Annotated in this window: 21 protein-coding genes; 6 read left to right on the forward strand and 15 right to left on the reverse strand. The window is 68.3% G+C overall.

Annotated elements, in window-relative coordinates:
* Positions 1–50 precede the first annotated feature (50 nt).
* Positions 51–968 carry a sulfite exporter TauE/SafE family protein gene (locus GIY23_RS11370; protein WP_154076623.1) on the reverse strand — a complete coding sequence of 306 codons (918 nt, stop codon included), beginning with the start codon at positions 966–968 and terminating at the stop codon, positions 51–53.
* A gap of 62 nt (positions 969–1,030) precedes the next feature.
* Here GIY23_RS11370 and GIY23_RS11375 point away from each other — a divergent pair, with 62 nt between their 5' ends.
* Entirely contained in the window at positions 1,031–1,537 is a 507-nt protein-coding gene (locus GIY23_RS11375; RefSeq protein ID WP_222850289.1) for an RrF2 family transcriptional regulator, read from the forward strand.
* Between the two features lie 132 nt (positions 1,538–1,669).
* Here GIY23_RS11375 and GIY23_RS23410 read toward each other — a convergent pair whose 3' ends face one another.
* From GIY23_RS23410 to GIY23_RS11390, 3 genes are all read right to left on the reverse strand, one after another.
* Positions 1,670–1,915 (reverse strand): transposase family protein, encoded by a 246-nt coding sequence (locus tag GIY23_RS23410; protein WP_187352105.1) that lies wholly within the window; start codon positions 1,913–1,915, stop codon positions 1,670–1,672.
* A 361-nt stretch (positions 1,916–2,276) separates the two neighbouring features.
* Positions 2,277–3,611: a DUF4158 domain-containing protein gene (locus GIY23_RS11385; protein ID WP_228717664.1), complete on the reverse strand. Its 1,335-nt coding sequence runs from the start codon at positions 3,609–3,611 to the stop codon at positions 2,277–2,279.
* A gap of 16 nt (positions 3,612–3,627) precedes the next feature.
* Positions 3,628–4,017, reverse strand: coding sequence for a DnaJ family domain-containing protein (locus tag GIY23_RS11390; RefSeq protein ID WP_154076624.1), 390 nt, complete (start codon positions 4,015–4,017; stop codon positions 3,628–3,630).
* Between the two features lie 52 nt (positions 4,018–4,069).
* Here GIY23_RS11390 and GIY23_RS11395 point away from each other — a divergent pair, with 52 nt between their 5' ends.
* Both GIY23_RS11395 and GIY23_RS11400 read left to right on the forward strand, forming a co-directional pair.
* A complete protein-coding gene (locus tag GIY23_RS11395) occupies positions 4,070–4,600 on the forward strand; it encodes an AAA family ATPase (protein ID WP_154076625.1) in 531 nt (176 codons plus the stop codon).
* Positions 4,601–4,815: 215 nt separating this feature from the next.
* Positions 4,816–5,028 (forward strand): hypothetical protein, encoded by a 213-nt coding sequence (locus GIY23_RS11400; protein ID WP_154076626.1) that lies wholly within the window; start codon positions 4,816–4,818, stop codon positions 5,026–5,028.
* A gap of 70 nt (positions 5,029–5,098) precedes the next feature.
* Here GIY23_RS11400 and GIY23_RS11405 read toward each other — a convergent pair whose 3' ends face one another.
* Positions 5,099–5,833 carry a TetR family transcriptional regulator gene (locus GIY23_RS11405; RefSeq protein ID WP_154076627.1) on the reverse strand — a complete coding sequence of 245 codons (735 nt, stop codon included), beginning with the start codon at positions 5,831–5,833 and terminating at the stop codon, positions 5,099–5,101.
* A 154-nt stretch (positions 5,834–5,987) separates the two neighbouring features.
* Here GIY23_RS11405 and GIY23_RS11410 point away from each other — a divergent pair, with 154 nt between their 5' ends.
* The gene (locus GIY23_RS11410) at positions 5,988–7,145 is read left to right on the forward strand and encodes an acyl-CoA dehydrogenase (protein ID WP_154076628.1); all 1,158 of its coding nucleotides are present in this window, start codon (positions 5,988–5,990) and stop codon (positions 7,143–7,145) included.
* Positions 7,146–7,152: 7 nt separating this feature from the next.
* Here GIY23_RS11410 and GIY23_RS11415 read toward each other — a convergent pair whose 3' ends face one another.
* Positions 7,153–7,380: a hypothetical protein gene (locus GIY23_RS11415; protein ID WP_154076629.1), complete on the reverse strand. Its 228-nt coding sequence runs from the start codon at positions 7,378–7,380 to the stop codon at positions 7,153–7,155.
* 109 nt (positions 7,381–7,489) lie between these two features.
* Here GIY23_RS11415 and GIY23_RS11420 point away from each other — a divergent pair, with 109 nt between their 5' ends.
* Positions 7,490–7,840: a metalloregulator ArsR/SmtB family transcription factor gene (locus GIY23_RS11420; protein WP_154076630.1), complete on the forward strand. Its 351-nt coding sequence runs from the start codon at positions 7,490–7,492 to the stop codon at positions 7,838–7,840.
* Positions 7,841–7,857: 17 nt separating this feature from the next.
* On the opposite strand, the gene GIY23_RS11425 is transcribed toward GIY23_RS11420, so the two are convergent.
* The 3 genes from GIY23_RS11425 to GIY23_RS11435 form a co-directional block, all read right to left on the reverse strand.
* Entirely contained in the window at positions 7,858–8,319 is a 462-nt protein-coding gene (locus GIY23_RS11425; RefSeq protein WP_228717665.1) for a YkvA family protein, read from the reverse strand.
* Positions 8,320–8,387: 68 nt separating this feature from the next.
* Positions 8,388–8,930 (reverse strand): DinB family protein, encoded by a 543-nt coding sequence (locus tag GIY23_RS11430; RefSeq protein WP_154076632.1) that lies wholly within the window; start codon positions 8,928–8,930, stop codon positions 8,388–8,390.
* 87 nt (positions 8,931–9,017) lie between these two features.
* Positions 9,018–9,431: a hypothetical protein gene (locus tag GIY23_RS11435; protein WP_154076633.1), complete on the reverse strand. Its 414-nt coding sequence runs from the start codon at positions 9,429–9,431 to the stop codon at positions 9,018–9,020.
* 215 nt (positions 9,432–9,646) lie between these two features.
* Between GIY23_RS11435 and murJ the strand changes: the two genes are divergently transcribed.
* Complete coding sequence (gene murJ, locus GIY23_RS11440; protein WP_154076634.1) at positions 9,647–11,281, forward strand: murein biosynthesis integral membrane protein MurJ; 1,635 nt, start codon at positions 9,647–9,649, stop codon at positions 11,279–11,281.
* 80 nt (positions 11,282–11,361) lie between these two features.
* Here murJ and GIY23_RS11445 read toward each other — a convergent pair whose 3' ends face one another.
* The 6 genes from GIY23_RS11445 to GIY23_RS11470 form a co-directional block, all read right to left on the reverse strand.
* Positions 11,362–12,081, reverse strand: coding sequence for a type 1 glutamine amidotransferase (locus tag GIY23_RS11445; protein WP_154076635.1), 720 nt, complete (start codon positions 12,079–12,081; stop codon positions 11,362–11,364).
* The gene (locus tag GIY23_RS11450; RefSeq protein WP_154076636.1) at positions 12,078–13,394 is read right to left on the reverse strand and encodes a MurT ligase domain-containing protein; all 1,317 of its coding nucleotides are present in this window, start codon (positions 13,392–13,394) and stop codon (positions 12,078–12,080) included. The genes GIY23_RS11445 and GIY23_RS11450 overlap by 4 nt, the downstream gene beginning before the upstream one ends.
* A gap of 68 nt (positions 13,395–13,462) precedes the next feature.
* A complete protein-coding gene (locus GIY23_RS11455) occupies positions 13,463–13,633 on the reverse strand; it encodes a hypothetical protein (RefSeq protein ID WP_187352106.1) in 171 nt (56 codons plus the stop codon).
* 630 nt (positions 13,634–14,263) lie between these two features.
* The gene (locus GIY23_RS11460) at positions 14,264–14,911 is read right to left on the reverse strand and encodes a LysM peptidoglycan-binding domain-containing protein (protein ID WP_154076638.1); all 648 of its coding nucleotides are present in this window, start codon (positions 14,909–14,911) and stop codon (positions 14,264–14,266) included.
* A gap of 340 nt (positions 14,912–15,251) precedes the next feature.
* Positions 15,252–16,142, reverse strand: coding sequence for a siderophore-interacting protein (locus GIY23_RS11465; RefSeq protein ID WP_154076639.1), 891 nt, complete (start codon positions 16,140–16,142; stop codon positions 15,252–15,254).
* Positions 16,143–16,350: 208 nt separating this feature from the next.
* Entirely contained in the window at positions 16,351–17,214 is an 864-nt protein-coding gene (locus GIY23_RS11470; protein WP_154076640.1) for a dimethylarginine dimethylaminohydrolase family protein, read from the reverse strand.
* Positions 17,215–17,230: the final 16 nt, after the last annotated feature.

The raw sequence follows: 17,230 nt of genomic DNA on the forward strand, positions 1-17,230 counted from the left end.
CTTCTCACTGATGCTGTGGATGGTCCTCTCACTGATGCTGTGGCTGAGAGTTACGACCCTGCTGCGGTAGCCGCGTCCTCAGCCTCCACAGCAGGCTTGGTGCCCTGCTGGCGATCCAGCCGGGTGGCGCGGATGGCGAGGATGATCGCGGTGAGCCAGCCTGCAATCAACACGGCGTACAGGGGGACGCTGAGTAGGGTCTCGAAGCCGATCGCTTGCAAGAAGGTGCGCAGGTTAGTCAGCACGATTACCCCGCCGACCAGAGTGCCCAGCAGTCGGGCGTTGAGAAATCGCACCACCCAGGCCGCGATCGGCGCGGCGATGACGCCGCCGACCAGCAGCGCAGCCACCACGCGGAACGGGATCTCCGAGGCGGACAGGCCGAACAGGAACCCGAGGCTGGCTCCGATGGTGACGATGAATTCGCTGGCAGCGATGGTGCCCACGACTTTGCGCGGCTCCATGCGGCGCGACGCCAGCAGCGTCGAGGAGCCCACCGGTCCCCAGCCTCCGCCGCCGACGGCGTCCATGAACCCTGCTACCACCGCCAGCGGAGTCAAGAACCGGCGCGGCACTGAACGCACCCGCACCACCGGGCCGGACCGATCGACCGCGAACTGCAACAGGATGTAAATCCCTACACCGAACAAGATCACCGCGACCACGGGCTCGGCCGCCGCAGCCGGGATCGATGTCAAAAACGTCGCCCCCACGAACGCGGAGATCCCGCCCGGTACGGCTAACCAGCCGATCTTGGGCCAGTCGACGTTGCCGAACCGCCAGTGCGATAAGCCCGAAGCCAGCGTCGTGCCCACTTCGGCCAGATGCGTGCTCGCCGAGGCCATCGCCGGGGCGATCCCCGCCGCCAGCAACACTGTGGTCGAGGTCACGCCGAACGCCATTCCCAGCGCCCCATCAACCAGCTGGCCGGCCAGCCCCGCCAACGCCAGCAACACGAAGCTACCCATCAAACGCCTCCGAAAAGTATACCAAAAAAGTCTAGATAGTAGCGTTGCTGATGGGAGTCCTCATGTCACGCGATACCACCATGTGGACCACCTGCTTCAGAAAGGATCATGACGGCGTGCGCATCTCCACCCGAACCGACTACGGCGTGCGCGCTCTGATCGAACTCGCTCGCGCGAACAGGTTGCTCAGCGCGGAGCAGATCGCGACCGCCCAGCACATCTCGCAGCCATTCCTGCTGACCCTGCTGGCAGAACTCCGCCGTGCCGGACTGGTCACCAGCCAACGCGGGAAGAACGGTGGTTGGTCGCTGGCACGTCCGGCGCAGGCCATCACAATCGCTGATGTGATCCGTGCCGTCGACGGTCCCCTCATCAACGTTCACGGATCACGACCAGAAGACATCGACTACGGCAGCGCCGGACACGGCCTGCAACTCGTCTGGATCGCGCTGCGCAGTTCCCTCCGTGAAGTCCTTGAACATGTCACGATCACCGACGTCGCGGACGGAACACTGCCCCCATCAATCCACAGCCGCACCCAAGACGACGAGGTATGGCACAGCCGCTGACCCTCAGCGGCTGCCGATCCGTTCGTCATGGTGCCCGCACGCGGACCGTCACCACGACCGGCTCCGCTCAGGCGTGGCTTAAGTGAGCACGACGACTCTGTATGGACGACCGGCCGCCAGCGCGCATTCGGGTTAGAAGCCGCCCACGCGGAATGTATGGGTGCGGAAGGTGTGGCGGGGCTCTCTGATTAACGGTTCTGGCCCATTTTCGGTGGTGACGATCCGTCGTGCCCAAACCCGGACCACGACCCGCCGCCCGTCCACCGGTACATCAGCGAGTCCGCGTTCGGCATAACCATGGACTCGCCCGGCCTCCACGCCGCATCCCGGGCAGGTCACCGGCCCCGGCGGCGTCGACGCCCGGACGACGAGCACCACGGTCGCATCCTCGACCCCTCGATGACCAGGTATGACAACCCGGAGAGCACCAACGTCAGAAGTCGATCACCATCGCACCAGCGTCACCTGTCACAACCCGCCGTGACCGCCCGAAGCGGGCCGTCACCATCGAAAACGGGGCCAGAGCTATCTCGAGGACGCTTGAGTGCTTCAACCATCCGTTGAATCGACTGCGCGGGTCGTGGCTCGGCTCAGTCAGTCGGGGTCACCGCGTTCACCGAACCAGTGTGCGAGTCTGCCGCGGCGGCTGACCGCGCGAAGTCGGCGTTCTGCAGCCTCGCGTTGTGTCTGCGTCGTCACGATGAGCAGTTCGTCTCCCACTCTGAGTCCCGTATTGGCTTCAGGAACAAAGGCCTGACCTTCGCGGACGACGAGCGTGATCACGCCAGGCTTTCGGCACCACCCCGTCGACCGGCACTGATTCCTCGCTGGCGTAGAAACGCACCTTGCCGTCGACGTCGCGATAGCGTTGCAGCAGCTCCAGGGCGTGCATGATCGGCCGGTAGGCCGTGTTGTTACACCGAAAATCCAACGCGGCCAACAGCGGCGGCAGCATCCGCCGATAGTGGTTCGAATACGAGGCTCGCAACACCGTACGCACCCGAGCTTGAAAAGCCTGCTGGTTGGCTTTGGCTTCCTTGACTAGATCGTGCAGCGTGGTCTCACCCACCACCGGGTACAGGGCGGTGCGCACCTGCTCGTCCGGGTGTTCCAGCGCCGTCTCGGCCATCCGAAACAAGATGCCGTCCTTGCCCCGCACCCGGCGCAGATCGTCGGTGAGCTCGCGCTCGACCTTCCGGTCCGCCTTCGTGTTGATCTTGTGAATCAGGCCGATCAGCAGGTCGACCAACGCATCAGTGATCTCGGTTTGCCGCATCCAGCACAGCGCCGCCAACAACGTCAGCCGCACCTCGCGGGGCGATTCACGCAGATCGGATGGGTACGAACGCATCGCTCGCGCCCGCCAGGCGACCACCAGCCTCTCCGAGGTGTCGGTGAACAACCCCTCCGGCAGCCCCAGTTGCCACACTGCCGTCAGCTTGTCGATCTCGGCCAGCACCGTCTCCAACCCGATCTGACCGGGATCGGCTTTCAGCTCCGCCAACAGCCCCCGGCCTGCGGAGTCGTCCTCGGCGATCAGCACCTCCAGCGCGGCCACACTCGCCTCGGGCAACCGCTCGACCGTGCGGTGGCAAAACCGCTGCTCGAACGTCGAGCGGGCCGAACCGATTATGCGGTCCAGCCGTCCGGGTGGCTCGATCCCGTCGGCGCGACACCGCACCAGCACCGCCTGCCGCAACCGATCCTCACGCAGCTCAACCGGGCAGACCTCCTCGGCCAACCACCCGGCCAGCTTGTCCTCATCACCCCGGGAGAACTCCCGGAAACCGAACGCGGTCCGGATCTGGGCGCGGTGATACTCGATCGAGCGAGAGCGCCACGAGTAGCGGCCGAACTCCTCGGCAGGCACGCCAACCTGCTCAGCGACGTAGCCGACCGCCTGCGACGGGACCTCCTCGGCATACCGCGGGAACCGCGCCTCGATCTCGAAGAACTTCAGCAACAACGCGAACCCGAGCCGCGTCGACCCGGACTTGTTGCCCACCAGACGCCAGTCATCGCCCACCAGAGTCCACGACTCCACCAGCTCATCCGGCTGCCACTCGCGCTGCACAACGTCACGCTATCGATCATCGAGCACAGCCCTGGATGGAGCCTCCGCTACTTTGCGGCTCAGGACAGCTTCGGGAGTACAGGGCCAACGACGCCACGATCCGCTGATTGAGCAGCTCCACCAGCTCCCGCACCGAACCCTCTTCGCGCAGATCACGCAGCGTTTCCGGGAGCCGGTCCACTTCCTTGCGCAGCCGCACGCCCTCCGGCAGCAGTGAGTCGCTCGACAAGCCTTCCTTGTCCAGCCGCGTCTTCACCCACGCCAGCGCAGTGTCCGAACCGCGATCGGGCGGAATCGGCTTGCCTGCACCCGGCAGGTCGTCCAGCTCGCCCCGTTCCTGCGCGGTCCGAATCTGCCGGTCGATCCACGACTCGTAGGACATCCCCGCAGGCTTGCGCTCCGTCATGACTCCGATTCTGCCGCACACACCCCGGAAACCGCACCGACAAGGAGACCGTATGCGTTCGACAGGCAGTCGTCTCATCGTCCTCACAGGAGGCCCCGGGACAGGCAAGACGACCGTTCTCACCCTCCTTGCCGACGCGGGGTTTCCGGTGATGCCTGAGTCAGCACGCGCGATCTTGCGCGCCCACCACGGAACTCCGTCGCCGGAGGAGTTCGCCCTTCTGATGTTGCGACGAGACCGCATGCAACACCGCCTCGCGTCCCGATCCCGGTCCACAGTGTTCTTCGACCGCGGACTCGGTGACATCCTCGGCCACCTGCGCCTGCACGGGCGTCCCGTCCCGCACGAACTTCGCCACGCCGCGCGGACGCTGCGCTACGACCACGTCGTCGTCGCTGCCCCCTGGCCCGAGATCTACACCGCCGACACCGAACGCACTCAGACGTTCGACGAGGCCGTCGAAAGCAGCCGTGCCGTCACCTCGGCGTACGAGGAGCTGGGGTACCGCCCCTGTGCCTTGCCTCACGCCGACGTCGCCACGCGGGCTCGATTCCTCCTGCGCTGGGAGGGCGAGAACGACTGAGAAGCACGCAGCTACTGAGCCCGAAGTGGACTTGTTCTCCGGATCTCGGCAGTGATTTGTTCCGGAACACCGTCGGTGGTGAGGGGTGGAGGGTAATGTAATTTCGTTCATTACTGAAATTATCGTGGCAGAGAAATCTACTTCTCGGTCGGGCGAATCCGACAACCACCACGGCGCGCCGAGCGTGCGAGGTGCAGTACAGCCAAGGACTATCGATGCACAAGCGCCGAGGAGAGGAGACCGCCGTGCCGTCTCGTGATCTGGACTCCGTGTCCACCGTGTCGCCGCTCTCCCCGGTCGCCACACGCCACTCGCCGGTGCGCGCCCCGAGACATCTTGATCCGGCACCGGACAGTCCGCTGGTGCCGGCGCAGACCGCGCTGGGCGACGACGTCGGCGAGGAACACTTGATCCGCGGATACGACTGAGCCTCGCCGCTGCCCGGAACGTCGCCACTCCGTCAGATGGACGGCACTGAGTGCCAGGTGCTCACGGGCGTCAGCTCAAGTCTCGGAGCGCGTGTTCCATCCGCTCCCGTACCACCGCGACCTCGGCGCTCGTCCGCACGACTCCGACCACCACGTCGTGGGGCGTCACGTCTGTCGGAGAGGGTCCGTCCTCCCAACCGGAACGCACCACGTCGAGCGCACTCCGCAGCCGTCCGGAGGCGTCGACCGTTCCGCGACTGCGCAACCAGTCCCGGAGCACCTGATTGTGCGCGGCCACCACTCCCCCGGCGACGATCGCGGCATGCAAGTCGCCCTCCGCACGGTCCCGGAACCGCTCGCGCAAGAAGCGGGCGAACACCCGCTGGTAGCGATCGACACTGGCCACTTCCTTGTCGCGGAGCGATTCGACCTGGCGTGAGAGGTCGAATCGCTTGAGCGAGAGCTCGGGTTCTGCCAGGTACATGTCGAGTACCACCTCGGCGGTGCGGCACACGACCAGCACCGGCGAACGGGAGGGATCGGCCGTCCGCAGCAGGTCGACGACCTGCGCGAGCCGCTCGTCATGGTCCGGGAACACGACGTCGTCCTTCGAGCGGAAGTAACGGAAGAACGTTCGTCGCCCGACACCGGCCGCCTCCGCGATCTGGTCGACGGTGGTGGCCTCGAAGCCGTGTTCGGCGAAGAGGTCGAGCGCCGTGACGGCCAGCTGCGACCGGAGCCTCCTGCGCCCCGAGGCCGTCCGCCCCGCGCGTGAGGCGCCCACCGGCTGCACAGACTCCGCCATGCCCGCAACGTACCGCATCACGTTGTCCTGTGGCACTCGGTGCCGTTAGCATGGGTGTCCCGTGACCGTGTTTCACGGCGCGCGAGAAGACCCCCGAGAGGGTCTGCCCCAGCACCCGAGGCGCGCAGTGGCGCCGGAACCCAGGAGGCGTGTGGTGAACACCGGCTTCGAGACCTACCAGCTGGCCGAGGAGCACGAGGCCCTCCGCGAAGCCGTGCGCGCGCTCTCCGAGAAGGAGATCGCCCCGCACGCCGCCGAGGTCGACGAGCAGGAGCGCTACCCGTACGAAGCGCTGGACGCGCTCGTGCGGTCCGGCTTCTCCGCGGTTCACGTGCCGGAGGAGTACGGCGGCCAGGGAGCCGACTCGGTGGCCACCTGCATCGTCATCGAGGAAGTCGCGCGGGTGTGCGCGTCCTCGTCGCTCATTCCGGCGGTGAACAAGCTCGGCACCATGCCGATCCTGTTGTCGGCCTCCGAAGACCTCAAGCAGCAGGTGATGCCCGCGATCGCCTCGGGCGAGGCAACCGCGTCCTACGCGCTCTCCGAGCGCGAAGCGGGCTCGGACGCGGCGTCGATGAAGACCCGCGCGAAGCGCGACGGCGACAACTGGGTCCTCAACGGGACGAAGTGCTGGATCACCAACGGCAGTGAGTCGACCTGGTTCACCGTCATGGCCGTGACCGACCCCGACAAGGGCTCCAACGGCATCAGCGCGTTCGCCGTGCACAAGGACGACCCCGGCTTCGTGGTGGGGCCGAAGGAGAAGAAGCTCGGCATCAAGGGCTCCCCCACCGTGGAGCTCTACTTCGAGGACTGCACCATTCCCGGCGACCGGATCATCGGCGACGAAGGCACCGGCTTCAAGACCGCGCTGCGCACCCTCGACCACACCCGCCCGACGATCGGCGCGCAAGCGCTGGGCATCGCGCAGGGGGCACTCGACGCGTCGGTCGAGTACGTCAAGGACCGCAAGCAGTTCGGCCAGGCCGTCGCCGACTTCCAGGGCGTGCAGTTCATGCTCGCGGACATGGCGATGAAGATCGAAGCCGCCCGCCACATGGTGTACGTGTCGGCGGCACGCGCCGAGCGGGGCGAAGGCAACCTCGGCTTCATCTCGGCGGCGGCGAAGTGCTACGCCTCCGACGTCGCCATGGAGGTCACCACCGACGCGGTACAGCTCTTCGGCGGCGCCGGATACACCCGCGACTTCCCCGTCGAGCGGATGATGCGCGACGCCAAGATCACCCAGATCTACGAGGGCACCAACCAGATCCAGCGCATGGTCATGGCGAGGTCCCTGCTCAAGGGCTGACGGCGGTTCACGGGCGGCTCGGCACCAGGCCGAGCCGTCCGTCTCGTCCTCCCCGGTGCCGTGCCTGCGTCGTGGTTCGGCCTCCGAGACGGCTGCCCCGGGTGCTCACGCCGCGGCTCAGCCCCCTGCGGTAGACGATGTCGAAGTCGGTTTCCCAGGTCTCGCCGTCTGGTGCCTTCTCCCAGCGACCCGCGACCGTGTTGCCGTCCACACCGACGGGCCGGTCAGTGTTCACGATGTCCTGAAACACCAACTGTTCACGATGTCCTGAACCGAGACACGACTGTTCTCCCGACACCGTCGCTCACACAGTGGATGCGTAACCCATCGTTTACACTTTCCGCGTGGACCTCGCCGAGGCAATCGCAGGTCCGGTGCGTCGGCAGATCCTTGAGTTGCTGCGCGACGCACGACTCACGGCCGGGGAGATCGCGGGGCACTTCCCGGTCAGCAGACCGGCGATCAGCAGGCACCTCCGAGTGTTGCGTGAGGCCCACCTGGTGCGGGATGTGCCGGAAGGACGTCAGCGGCGTTACGTGCTCGACTCGGCGCCGCTGGCCGAGCTCGCGGACTGGCTCGCGCAGTTCGACCCGGCGAGGACGTGGGCACAGCACCTGGAAACCGAAGTGCACCGCACTCGCCGGGAACGTCGCACTCGACCAGCCCCTTCGGAGCAGAAGGAGAACACGGCATGACGCCCACCCCAAGCGCGTCAGTCGCGGGCATCGAGCTCGCGGTCCGAGCTGTCCCGTTTGGCGACGTAATGCCCGGACTCGACGTACAGGGTACTCAGCAGCCAGGCACCCACGCCGAGGTCGTCGGAGATCCCCAGCAGCGGCAACAACTCCGGGATCAGGTCCACCGGCGAGACCAGGTACACCAGCGCGACCAACCACACGAGCGTCCGGCCGCGCGTGACCTCTGAGTACCGGCCCCGCCATGCGTCTCGCAGCAGAGCAGGCAGCGCGCGGATCCTGCGGACCGGCCCCCCTTCCGGACCGCGCGCGCCCTTCCACGCCGAGCGTGCCGCCCGCAGCACGAATAGTCGGCGGCGGAACGCCCACGCCAGCGCCACGAACAACACGAGCGTGGCGCCCACCACCACGAGCACAAGCACCCACCAGCCGCCGAAACCACCCGGGTCGCCCGCCTGCGCCAGATCGATCGCGCTCACCGCACCTCCCACTCACGGATACTCCGCCGTCACGTTCCCACAGCGGAGTACCCGCGCCCGGGCGAGGCTCACGCCATCGTCTTCGCCCCGTCCAGGGACTCGCGGATGATGTCCGCGTGCCCGGAGTGCTGGGCGGTCTCGGCGATCAGGTGGTACAGCACGCGGCGGGCCGACCAGGCCGCGCCGGGCTCGAACCACGGGGCCTCCGGCAGCGGCCACGCCGCGCCGAGGTCCGCGACTTCGGCGACGGCCTCCTCCGTACGCCGCGCCACCGCGTCGTACTCGCCGAGCAGGCCCTGGACGGTCTCGCCCTCGACCATGCGGAAGCCGTCGGCCCAGTCCTCGCCGGCCTCCTCGTCGAACATCGCTTCGGCACCGCCGACCACGAACTTCACCCACTGCGCCTCGGTCGCCGCGACGTGCTTGACGAGGCCGCCGAGGGTCAACTCGCTGACGGTGGTGCGCTGCGCGGCTTGGTCGTCGGTCAGTCCGCGGATCGTGTAGCGCAGGAATCCGCGATGCAACGCCAACGTCGCCAGCAGGTCCGACCGCTCGTCCCCCGTCACACCGCCCACCTGCGGTGTCGTCTCAGGCTGCTTGCTCGTGGTCATGATGTCCCCCGCCCCTTCGCCCGGTGCGCTCCGTCGTGATGCGGACAGCGTCGTGCCGATAGTAGGAGCGACCACCGACACCGGCGTTCACGGCGAGCGCGGTTCCGGGACGCCACCCAGGATCTCGTCGACGAAGGTCTCGACATCGTCGCGGAGGTGCTGCATCGCCCACGTGTGACCGGCGGTGTCCCATCCGACCAGTTCGGGCGAGGCCGCGGTGACGACGCGGGAGAGCGCTTCCGACGACCAGTACTGCGTCGCGTCCTCGGCCGGGATCGCCACCCACTCCCCCAGGTTGTCGGGATCCACGGCGTGCTGCTCCTCGGGTGACAACGCCGGAGACGGCACCTTGCCGCTCCAGCCGTGGCTGAACTCCCCCACTCGCGCCAAGCCGTAGAACAGCCTGCCGACCGAGGCGACCGCACACTCGACGTCGCGATACGTCCACCGATCCAGCGCTCGCATTCCCGGCGGAAACTCCGCACGTACCACGTCGTCCATCACCCGCGTCCCTCCGTCACACCCCAGTGACCGAAACTCCTGATCACAGCACCGATATCGGCGTGCAGGGCTCGGCCGTTGCGAGTGTGCGGCGCGCATCCCCGCTTCGCACGCCGATCACGACCGCGGCCGCGGGCGGTCATCGCGCCAGCGGGCTCCGCCACGGCCGGTTACGGTCGATCCGACTCCGCACTCCACTGCGCAACGAGGTGGCCGTGGTCGACCAGCGAGACACGTCGACGGACCCCGACCGCACGCCCTCGCTGGCGAGGGCCAGCGGCACCATGGCGATCGCCACCGTTGTCAGCCGCGTGACCGGCCTCGTCTCGAAGGTCTTCCTCACCGCCGTCGTCGGACTCGGCGTCGTCAACGACTCCTACACTGTGGCCAACACCCTGCCCACGGTTGTCAACGAACTGCTGCTCGGGGGCGTGCTCACCAGCATCGCCGTGCCGCTGCTCGTCCGCGCCCACCAGCAGGGCCGGGACGAGGGCGAACAGTACGCACAGTGGATGATCACCATGGGTGCCGTGCTGCTCGCCGCGGCGACCGTGCTGTCGGTGGCGGCAGCCCCACTGCTGACCTACCTCTATCTCGGCCCCGACACCCGGGCCAACGCCGAACTCACCACCGCGTTCGCGTACCTGCTGCTGCCGGGCATCGTCTTCTACGGCCTGTCAGCGTTGCTGGCGGCGATTCTCAACACTCGCGAACGTTTCGCCGCCCCCGCGTGGGCCCCGGTGATGAACAACTGCGTCGTGATCACCGCGATCGCCGTGTACGCGATGGTGCCCGGCGAGATCTCGATCGACCCCGTCCGCATGGGCGACACGAAACTCCTGATCCTCGCCGTCGGCACAGTGCTCGGCATCGCCTGCCAGAGTCTCGTCATCGTCGCGGCGCTGCGCCGCGCCGGGTTCCGTTTCCGCTGGCGATGGGGCTGGGACCACCGGCTCAGCGAGTTCGGTTCGCTGGCGTTCTGGGTCGTGTTCTACACCGTGATCAGCCAGATCGGGATGATCGTCGCCATCCGGGTCACCGGCCAAGGCACGGAGGGCAGCGTCGCGACCTTCACCTACGCGTGGCTGCTCTCGCAGGTGCCCTACGGCGTCCTCGGCTTCTCGCTGCTCACCGCACTGATGCCCCGGATCAGCCGCGCGGCTGGCTCCGGGGACACGCCGCAGTTCATCGCGCACCTGTCGCTGGGAACCCGGATGAGCGGCGTGATGCTGCTGCCACTGAGCGCGCTCATGGTCATCGCGGGCGGGCCGATCGGGATCGCGCTGTTCTCGCTCGGCGAGACCAGCGTCTCCGCCGCCGACCGGCTGGGCACCACCCTCGCGTACTCCGCACTCGGCATCGTGCCCTTCGCGATCACGATGCTCCAGCTCCGCGCCTTCTACGCCATGAAGGACGCCCACACGCCCACGATCATCAACGCCATCATGGTCGTCGTCCGCGCGGCGCTGTGTTACGTCGCGCTCGCGGTCCTGGCTCCCGAGGACGTGGTCGCGGGCGTCGCGTTCGCGATGTCGCTGAGCTTCGTGCTCGGCGCGATCGTCGGGCAGGTGTGGCTGCACGTACGGGTGGGCCCGCAACGGACCCGGCACACGCTCGTCAGTCTCGCGCGGGGACTGCTGGCCACCGGGATCGCGTGCCTCGTCGCGGTGCCCGCTGCACACGGCGCGGTCGCCGTGCTCGGTCCGTTCGGGCCGACCGGGACCGCGTGGCTCATGCTGACCATCGAGTCGATCATCGTCCTCGGCGGCTCGTTCGGGCTCCTGGCGTTGCTGCGTGCCCCCGAACTCGTACCCGCCACCGAACGACTGCGGGGCGTCCTGCGTCGATGAGGCGCCTGAGAACTGGGATGGGTGGTCCAGTACCGGCGTGCCCTGCGGTGCACGAAAGCCAGTTGCCAGCGCCCTCTGAGTCACTTCCGCACGCGGGCGGGGCTCATCCGTTCGGCGCGCAGCGCAGTCAACTCCGGGAACTCCGGGAGCTGCTGCAGCGGCGCGCCGAGAGCCCACTCCAGCATCACGTCCGCCAGCGCGGGGTTCCTGGCGAGGACGGGGCCGTGCAGATAAGTGCACACAACGTGCCCGCAGACCGCCCCCTCGAGCTGCTCGTGACCGTTGCCGATCCCGCGCACGACGCGTCCCAGCGCTTGCGAATCGGGTCCCACGCGGGTGCGCCCGAGGTGGTTCTCGAATCCGGTCAGTGCGCCGAGCCCGCCCAGGAGGCCGTCCGTGGTGATCTCCCCGATCGCGCGGCCGGTCCCCGGCTCGGTGCTCACGTCGATCAGGCCGAGTCCCTCGTGTCGCGAGCCGTCGCCGAGCACGAACGAGGTGCCGAGTACCTGCAGCCCGCCACAGATGCCCAGGACCGGCGCGCCGCCCGCCGCGGCCCGCTGCAACCCCGGCCCGCGCTGCAGGAACCGCACTGCGGACTGCTGCGCCACGTCCTCACCACCACCGATGAGGTAGAAGTCGCACGAGTCCGGCACGGCAGCCGCCGACGAGTCGACGGTCACGATCTCGCTGTCCACGCCGCGCCATCGCAGTCTGCGTTCGAGCACGAGCGCGTTGCCCCGGTCCCCGTAGGTTCCGAGCAGGTCGGGCAGCACCACCGCGATCCGCAGGCCGTCGCTCATGCGCGCACGCTCCTCGCATACAGGTCCCGGAAGGCCGTGTAGTTGGCGATCACGTCCGGCGGCTCTCCGGTCTCGGTGGCCACCGCTTCGTCGACAGAGGGCACCACTTCGCAGCGCACGCCGGCGTAACGCAAGCGGACGGCCAGATCCAGTGCCCGGTCCCCCGCCACGCGCACTCTGCGCCCCTGCAACGACTCGAAGTCGATGTCCCAGAGCCAGGACACGTCCGCCCCGTCGGCCTCCCTGCTGTTGACCGAGAGCACCAGCGCACGGTCGTGGCCGGAGACGAGGTCGAGCATCTCCAGCCAGCTCGCCGGGTTCTTCGCCAGTAGCAGTCGAACCCGGTGTCCGCCGAGGATGACGGTGCCGTACCGACCCTGGGTCTGCTCGATGCTCTCGATCCGTTCGAGTGCCGCGCTCGGCGCGCAGCCGAGGACGGTGGCCGTGGCGAGTGCGAAACACGCGTTGATCCGGTTCACGTGCCCCGGCAGGTGCAAGGCGAGCGGATACACCATCGCGTCCGGACCGACCAGCCCTTCCTCGGTGATCGTCCAGTCCGCCTTCGGCCGAGCGAGCCCGCACTCGCAGTGCCAGTCCCGGTCGGCGGCCGCGATCGAGCGTCCGCAACGCGGACAGTTCATCGCGTCGTTCTGCCACCGCGCACCGCCGGAAACCCAGGTCACGTGGGGGTGGTCGGCAGCGGCGGAGACGATGTTCGGATCGTCGCGGTTGGCCACGACGTGTGCCCCCGGGGCCCGTCGTAGCGCGTCGCGGATGCTGCGTTCCACGGTGCGGATCTCGCCGACCCGGTCGAGCTGGTCGCGGCTGAGGTTGAGCAGCACCATCACACTCGGCTCGAACTGGCGGGTCGCCTGCATCAGGTGCAGCTCGTCGACCTCGAGTGCGGCGAACGGCGCGTTCGGATCGGCCATCAACGCCGCGACGTGCCCGTCGAGCATGTTCGCGCCGGTGGCGTTGTGCACGGTTGCGCCTCGGGAGCGCAACGCCTCGGCCACCATTTGTGTGGTGGTCGTCTTGCCGTTCGTTCCGGTCACCATCACCACGTCACGGCCCTGCACCAGGTGACTCAGCGCCCGTGGTTGCAGCGCGAGGGCGAGGCGGCCGCCGATCATGCCGCCACTGCCGAGTCCGAGGCGCCGGGAGAGCCCGGAGGCGAACCGCCCCACGTCGACGGCCACGGTGGTGCGCAGGTCCCGCTGCCGCCCCATGCGGCGCACCGGCCCGCCCGGGCCGGGGACGACGCGCCACTGCTGGTCCGAGGTCGGCCGGCCCCGTCGCCTGGTCTCCGCCATCGGTGGCTCCCCCTTTCCGACGACGGCATCGCCGTGCGCCGGACGGGAACCCCGCCACGTTCAGGGAGTCACTCGTCCGCCAACCGCCGTCGTCTCCCCAGTGTGGTTCGTCTGCGACGAATCAGCGCGACGACGGCCAGCGCCAGACCTGCGAAGATCGCGAACAGGCCGACCCATCCGTGCTCGGTCGGGAGCTGGTGGGCGTCCGCGAGGACGACCGGCAACAACATCGGTGACACTGGTCTCTCGCCTCTCTCCCTCCCACGTGGATGCCGAGGTCGACGGCGGTGCGAAGATCCGATGCCGGCAGCGACGGCGATCGTCCGGTCGGATCTGCGACCACGGGCCCGACGGTGCGCCGCTGATCGCCTTCCACTTCGGACGCCACGCCGAAACATCACACGTTCGTGTTGCGTCCTCACCGATGACACGCACAGACACCGGATCGCGTTGCCGGCGTAGTCGATCGCGCGCAGTACCACGGCGCAGACAGCAGGGCGTCCCGCGACTGTCCCAGCCGGAGGGGATCAGTCCTCGAACCACGACGCCGGGGACACCGACCCCGAAGTCGGCATCCCCGGCGGGAGGGAAAAAGGGAACGGCGGTGCCCGTGGACTCTGTCTCGGCACGAGCACCGCCGTGATCACGGCAGCGTCACTCAGGTTTTGGAACTGGCTTGTGTGCCCGCAGGGCACGGTCATACGTGCCCAGCCGGGGCACGGTGAGGGGCTCCGGCGTTTCAGTTCGTGCCTCGCAAGGCAGGGGTTCTCGCCGCGTACGCGTGGTACTCAAGAGGACCCCAACGCCGCTAGGCGCGAACTGGGGCGGCGGTACCGCACCACCCGCACAATTCCACAATGCCTTTCAGCTCAGACCGCGAGCTGCTGCCCCGGGAAGATCAGGTTCCGGTCCTGCAGCTGGTCCGAGTTCTGCTCGAACAACTGCTGCGGGCTCGTGCCCTGCTGCGCGGCGATGGTGCCGAGCGTGTCGCCGGGACGGACGGTGTACTCACCGCCGCCGGAGGGCGCCTGCTCGGACTGTCCGCCCGCCGAGGCCTCACCGGAGGATTCCGAGCCGGACGTCTGGGCCGATCCGGAACCCCCGGCCGCGGGGTCCTGGTTCTCCAAACCGCCCTTCGTGAGGCCGGCTTCCTTGGAGCACACCGGCCACGCGCCCGGGCCCTGCTCCTGGAGCACGCGCTCGGCCACGGCGATCTGCTGTTCGCGGGTGGCGGCCTTCGCGTTGGAGGCGTATTCGGTGCCGCCGAAACCGCTCCAGGTCGAGGAGCTGAACTGCAGGCCACCGGTGTAGCCGTTCCCGGTGTCGATGTGCCAGTCACCGCCGCTCTCGCACTCCGCCACCTGGTCCCAGGTGTCCATCGAGGCCGCGTTCGCCGGAGCGGCGAATGCGAACGGTGCGGCGACCACGGCACCGGTCAGGGCGGTGCCGGTGAGCACGGAACGGGTGCTGCGCCGACGCGCGGAAATCCTGCGGTGCTTGCCGAACTGTCGAGACATGACGAGGTCTCCTTCAGCGCCGACGACCGTCTCGGCCGACCCGCCCGTCGTTGCTCCGTCGGGGTTCCGGGAGCCCGGCCCGGGCGGGGCGGCGCGGCCGGGCTCCTCGTGGTTCGCCGGTTCGGGGGGGACCGGCTGACGGAAACGCTAAGTAGTCACGAAGTTGATATCAAACCGTGTCTTCATGGCTCTTGTCACAGAAACAAAACCAAGATCGTCTGCGACGTGATCGTCCATGCTGGGCAGGAAACCGATCGTCGGCGTCAGGCCCTCTCGAGATCGGGCACCGGCCGGTACCCCGGTTCCGGACATTTCAGACGCGTGGCGCCGGGGCGACTCGCTAGGCGTGGGTCGCGATCGCCGGGTTCGCTCGTGCCGCGTCCTCGGTGGCGCCGCAGCGCCAGTAGCCGAGGAACGTGATGCGCCTTCGGTCCACGCCGAACTCGTCGACCAACGTGCGCCGCACCGAGGTGACCGTTCTCGATTCGCCCGCGATCCAGACGTACGGGTCCGCGAGGTCGAGCGCCCGGACCTCGCGCAGCAGCACCTCTCCGCGCGGCCGATCCCCTCGCGCGAGCCATCGAATCTCGCCGGAGACGCCGGAGCGCAGATAGTGCGTGTCGACGACCTCCGGTACCTCGACCAGCGCGCGGACGCGCACGTCGGCGGGCACTTCGTCGAGGATGCTGGCCATCGCGGGCAGCGCCGTCTCGTCGCCGACCAGCACGACGTCGTCGACGACCCGCTCGGTCCGGAACTCCACTCCGGACAACCGTTCGGGGTGGGGATGGTCGACATGCGGAACGAACACCGCGAGACGATCACCGGGTCGCGCGTACCGGGCGAACGACGAGCCCGGACCGGCGTCGCCGTGCAGCACGACGTCCACGTCGAACTCGCGCTGCTGCGGCCGGTGGGCGCGCACCGTGTAGGTCCGCACGTGCGGACGCTGCTCCTCCGGCATCAGCCGCAGCGCCGGGTAACCGCGGTCGGCAGGCAGGACCGGTTCGTCCTGCCCCGACCGCGGAAACAGCAGCTTGATGCGCTGGTCGAGGCCGCCGTTGGTCATCCACGCGAGCTCCTCGCCTCCGAGGGTCAGCCGGACCATGTCCGGGGCGGGCTTGCGGACTGCGGTCACGGTCGCACGCAGAATCGCGAAAGCGGGGGCTGCGTCGGTACGCGCCGCGGGAGCGGACTCCCGGTGTGCGGGCGCCGTGGTCGTCGTGCGCATGCATGAGCTCCGTGGACGGCTTCGTCTCGGTCGGGCCGAATCGTATCCGGCAAGCTAAGCCTAGCCTTAGTCACCGCGCCCGGTGCACCCCCCGCCGCCACTCAAAAGTGAGACCGCCGTCACTCATCAAGAGTGGTGGGGTGGGGCTGCGGGGAGGACACGGTGCGCCGACTGTTTCCCCGCCTACGCGGATCGCCCACAGGCCCTCCTACCCACACAACAGGGGCAGGGTGAGGCAAGTCGGTCCTCCGTCGCCCTTCAGCGAGATCTCCGACCCGTCGTAGGTGTGCACCACACAGCCGCGTTCCCGCAAGGCCGCCTCGGTGCGCGGGTTGCCCTGGAGCATGACGACCTCGCGGGGCCGGACAGCGAGCACGTTGCACGCCATTGCCCGGTACTCCTCGTCGTCGACCGCGACGAGCTCCACGCCTCGCTCACGCAGCAGCTGCAGAAGCCGGACCGGCGCCAACGGCGGGTACACCACGGCCAGGTCCGGTGCGACCGGGGAGAGCACCGACATCAGGTGCAGGACGTGCTCTGGTCCGCGATCGTGCGGAAGGTCGACGGCCTCCACTCGCGCACCTTCGTCGGCCAGTAGTGCGGACAGCTGCCGGATGCCTTCGTCGTTGGTGCGGTAACTGCGCCCGACGAGCAGGGTGTTCTCGTCCAGCCACACCATGTCCCCGCCTTCGGCACGTGCCGCACCGCTCAACCGGCCGAGTACGGGAATCCCGTTCGCGGCGAACCAGGAACCGAGCAACTCGGGTTCACCGCGCCGGGACGACTTGCCCATGTCGAACAGGATTGCTCCGCCGGAGGTGACCATCGCCGGGTCGCGCACGTAACAGGCGTCGACCAACCCGTCGGCGGGTTCGGCGACCTCGACGACGCACCCGGCAGCAGCCAACACCTCGACGAATCGAGAGTGTTGGTCCGCGAGCAGGGCGGGGTCCGGCGAACGCCACTGCGCAGCCGTGAAGTCTCCGCTCACGGCCGGCCTGCGCAGCAGCACCCGTCGCAGGGGCGCGGTCGTCGAACGGACACCGAAGGTGGCGGACTCAGTGGAAGACATGCCCGGCAACCTAGAA

This window comes from Allosaccharopolyspora coralli, from assembly GCF_009664835.1.
Taxonomy (GTDB): domain Bacteria; phylum Actinomycetota; class Actinomycetes; order Mycobacteriales; family Pseudonocardiaceae; genus Allosaccharopolyspora; species Allosaccharopolyspora coralli.

Coding starts and splice junctions, on each gene's coding strand:
- GIY23_RS11370 (WP_154076623.1), bottom strand. CDS start 968: ATGGGTAGCTTCGTGTTGCTGGCGTTGGCGGGGCTGGCCGGCCAGCTG.
- GIY23_RS11375 (WP_222850289.1), top strand. CDS start 1,031: ATGTCACGCGATACCACCATGTGGACCACCTGCTTCAGAAAGGATCAT.
- GIY23_RS11390 (WP_154076624.1), bottom strand. CDS start 4,017: ATGACGGAGCGCAAGCCTGCGGGGATGTCCTACGAGTCGTGGATCGAC.
- GIY23_RS11395 (WP_154076625.1), top strand. CDS start 4,070: ATGCGTTCGACAGGCAGTCGTCTCATCGTCCTCACAGGAGGCCCCGGG.
- GIY23_RS11400 (WP_154076626.1), top strand. CDS start 4,816: ATGCACAAGCGCCGAGGAGAGGAGACCGCCGTGCCGTCTCGTGATCTG.
- GIY23_RS11405 (WP_154076627.1), bottom strand. CDS start 5,833: ATGGCGGAGTCTGTGCAGCCGGTGGGCGCCTCACGCGCGGGGCGGACG.
- GIY23_RS11430 (WP_154076632.1), bottom strand. CDS start 8,930: ATGACCACGAGCAAGCAGCCTGAGACGACACCGCAGGTGGGCGGTGTG.
- GIY23_RS11435 (WP_154076633.1), bottom strand. CDS start 9,431: ATGGACGACGTGGTACGTGCGGAGTTTCCGCCGGGAATGCGAGCGCTG.
- GIY23_RS11445 (WP_154076635.1), bottom strand. CDS start 12,081: ATGAGCGACGGCCTGCGGATCGCGGTGGTGCTGCCCGACCTGCTCGGA.
- GIY23_RS11450 (WP_154076636.1), bottom strand. CDS start 13,394: ATGGCGGAGACCAGGCGACGGGGCCGGCCGACCTCGGACCAGCAGTGG.
- GIY23_RS11460 (WP_154076638.1), bottom strand. CDS start 14,911: ATGTCTCGACAGTTCGGCAAGCACCGCAGGATTTCCGCGCGTCGGCGC.
- GIY23_RS11465 (WP_154076639.1), bottom strand. CDS start 16,142: ATGCGCACGACGACCACGGCGCCCGCACACCGGGAGTCCGCTCCCGCG.
- GIY23_RS11470 (WP_154076640.1), bottom strand. CDS start 17,214: ATGTCTTCCACTGAGTCCGCCACCTTCGGTGTCCGTTCGACGACCGCG.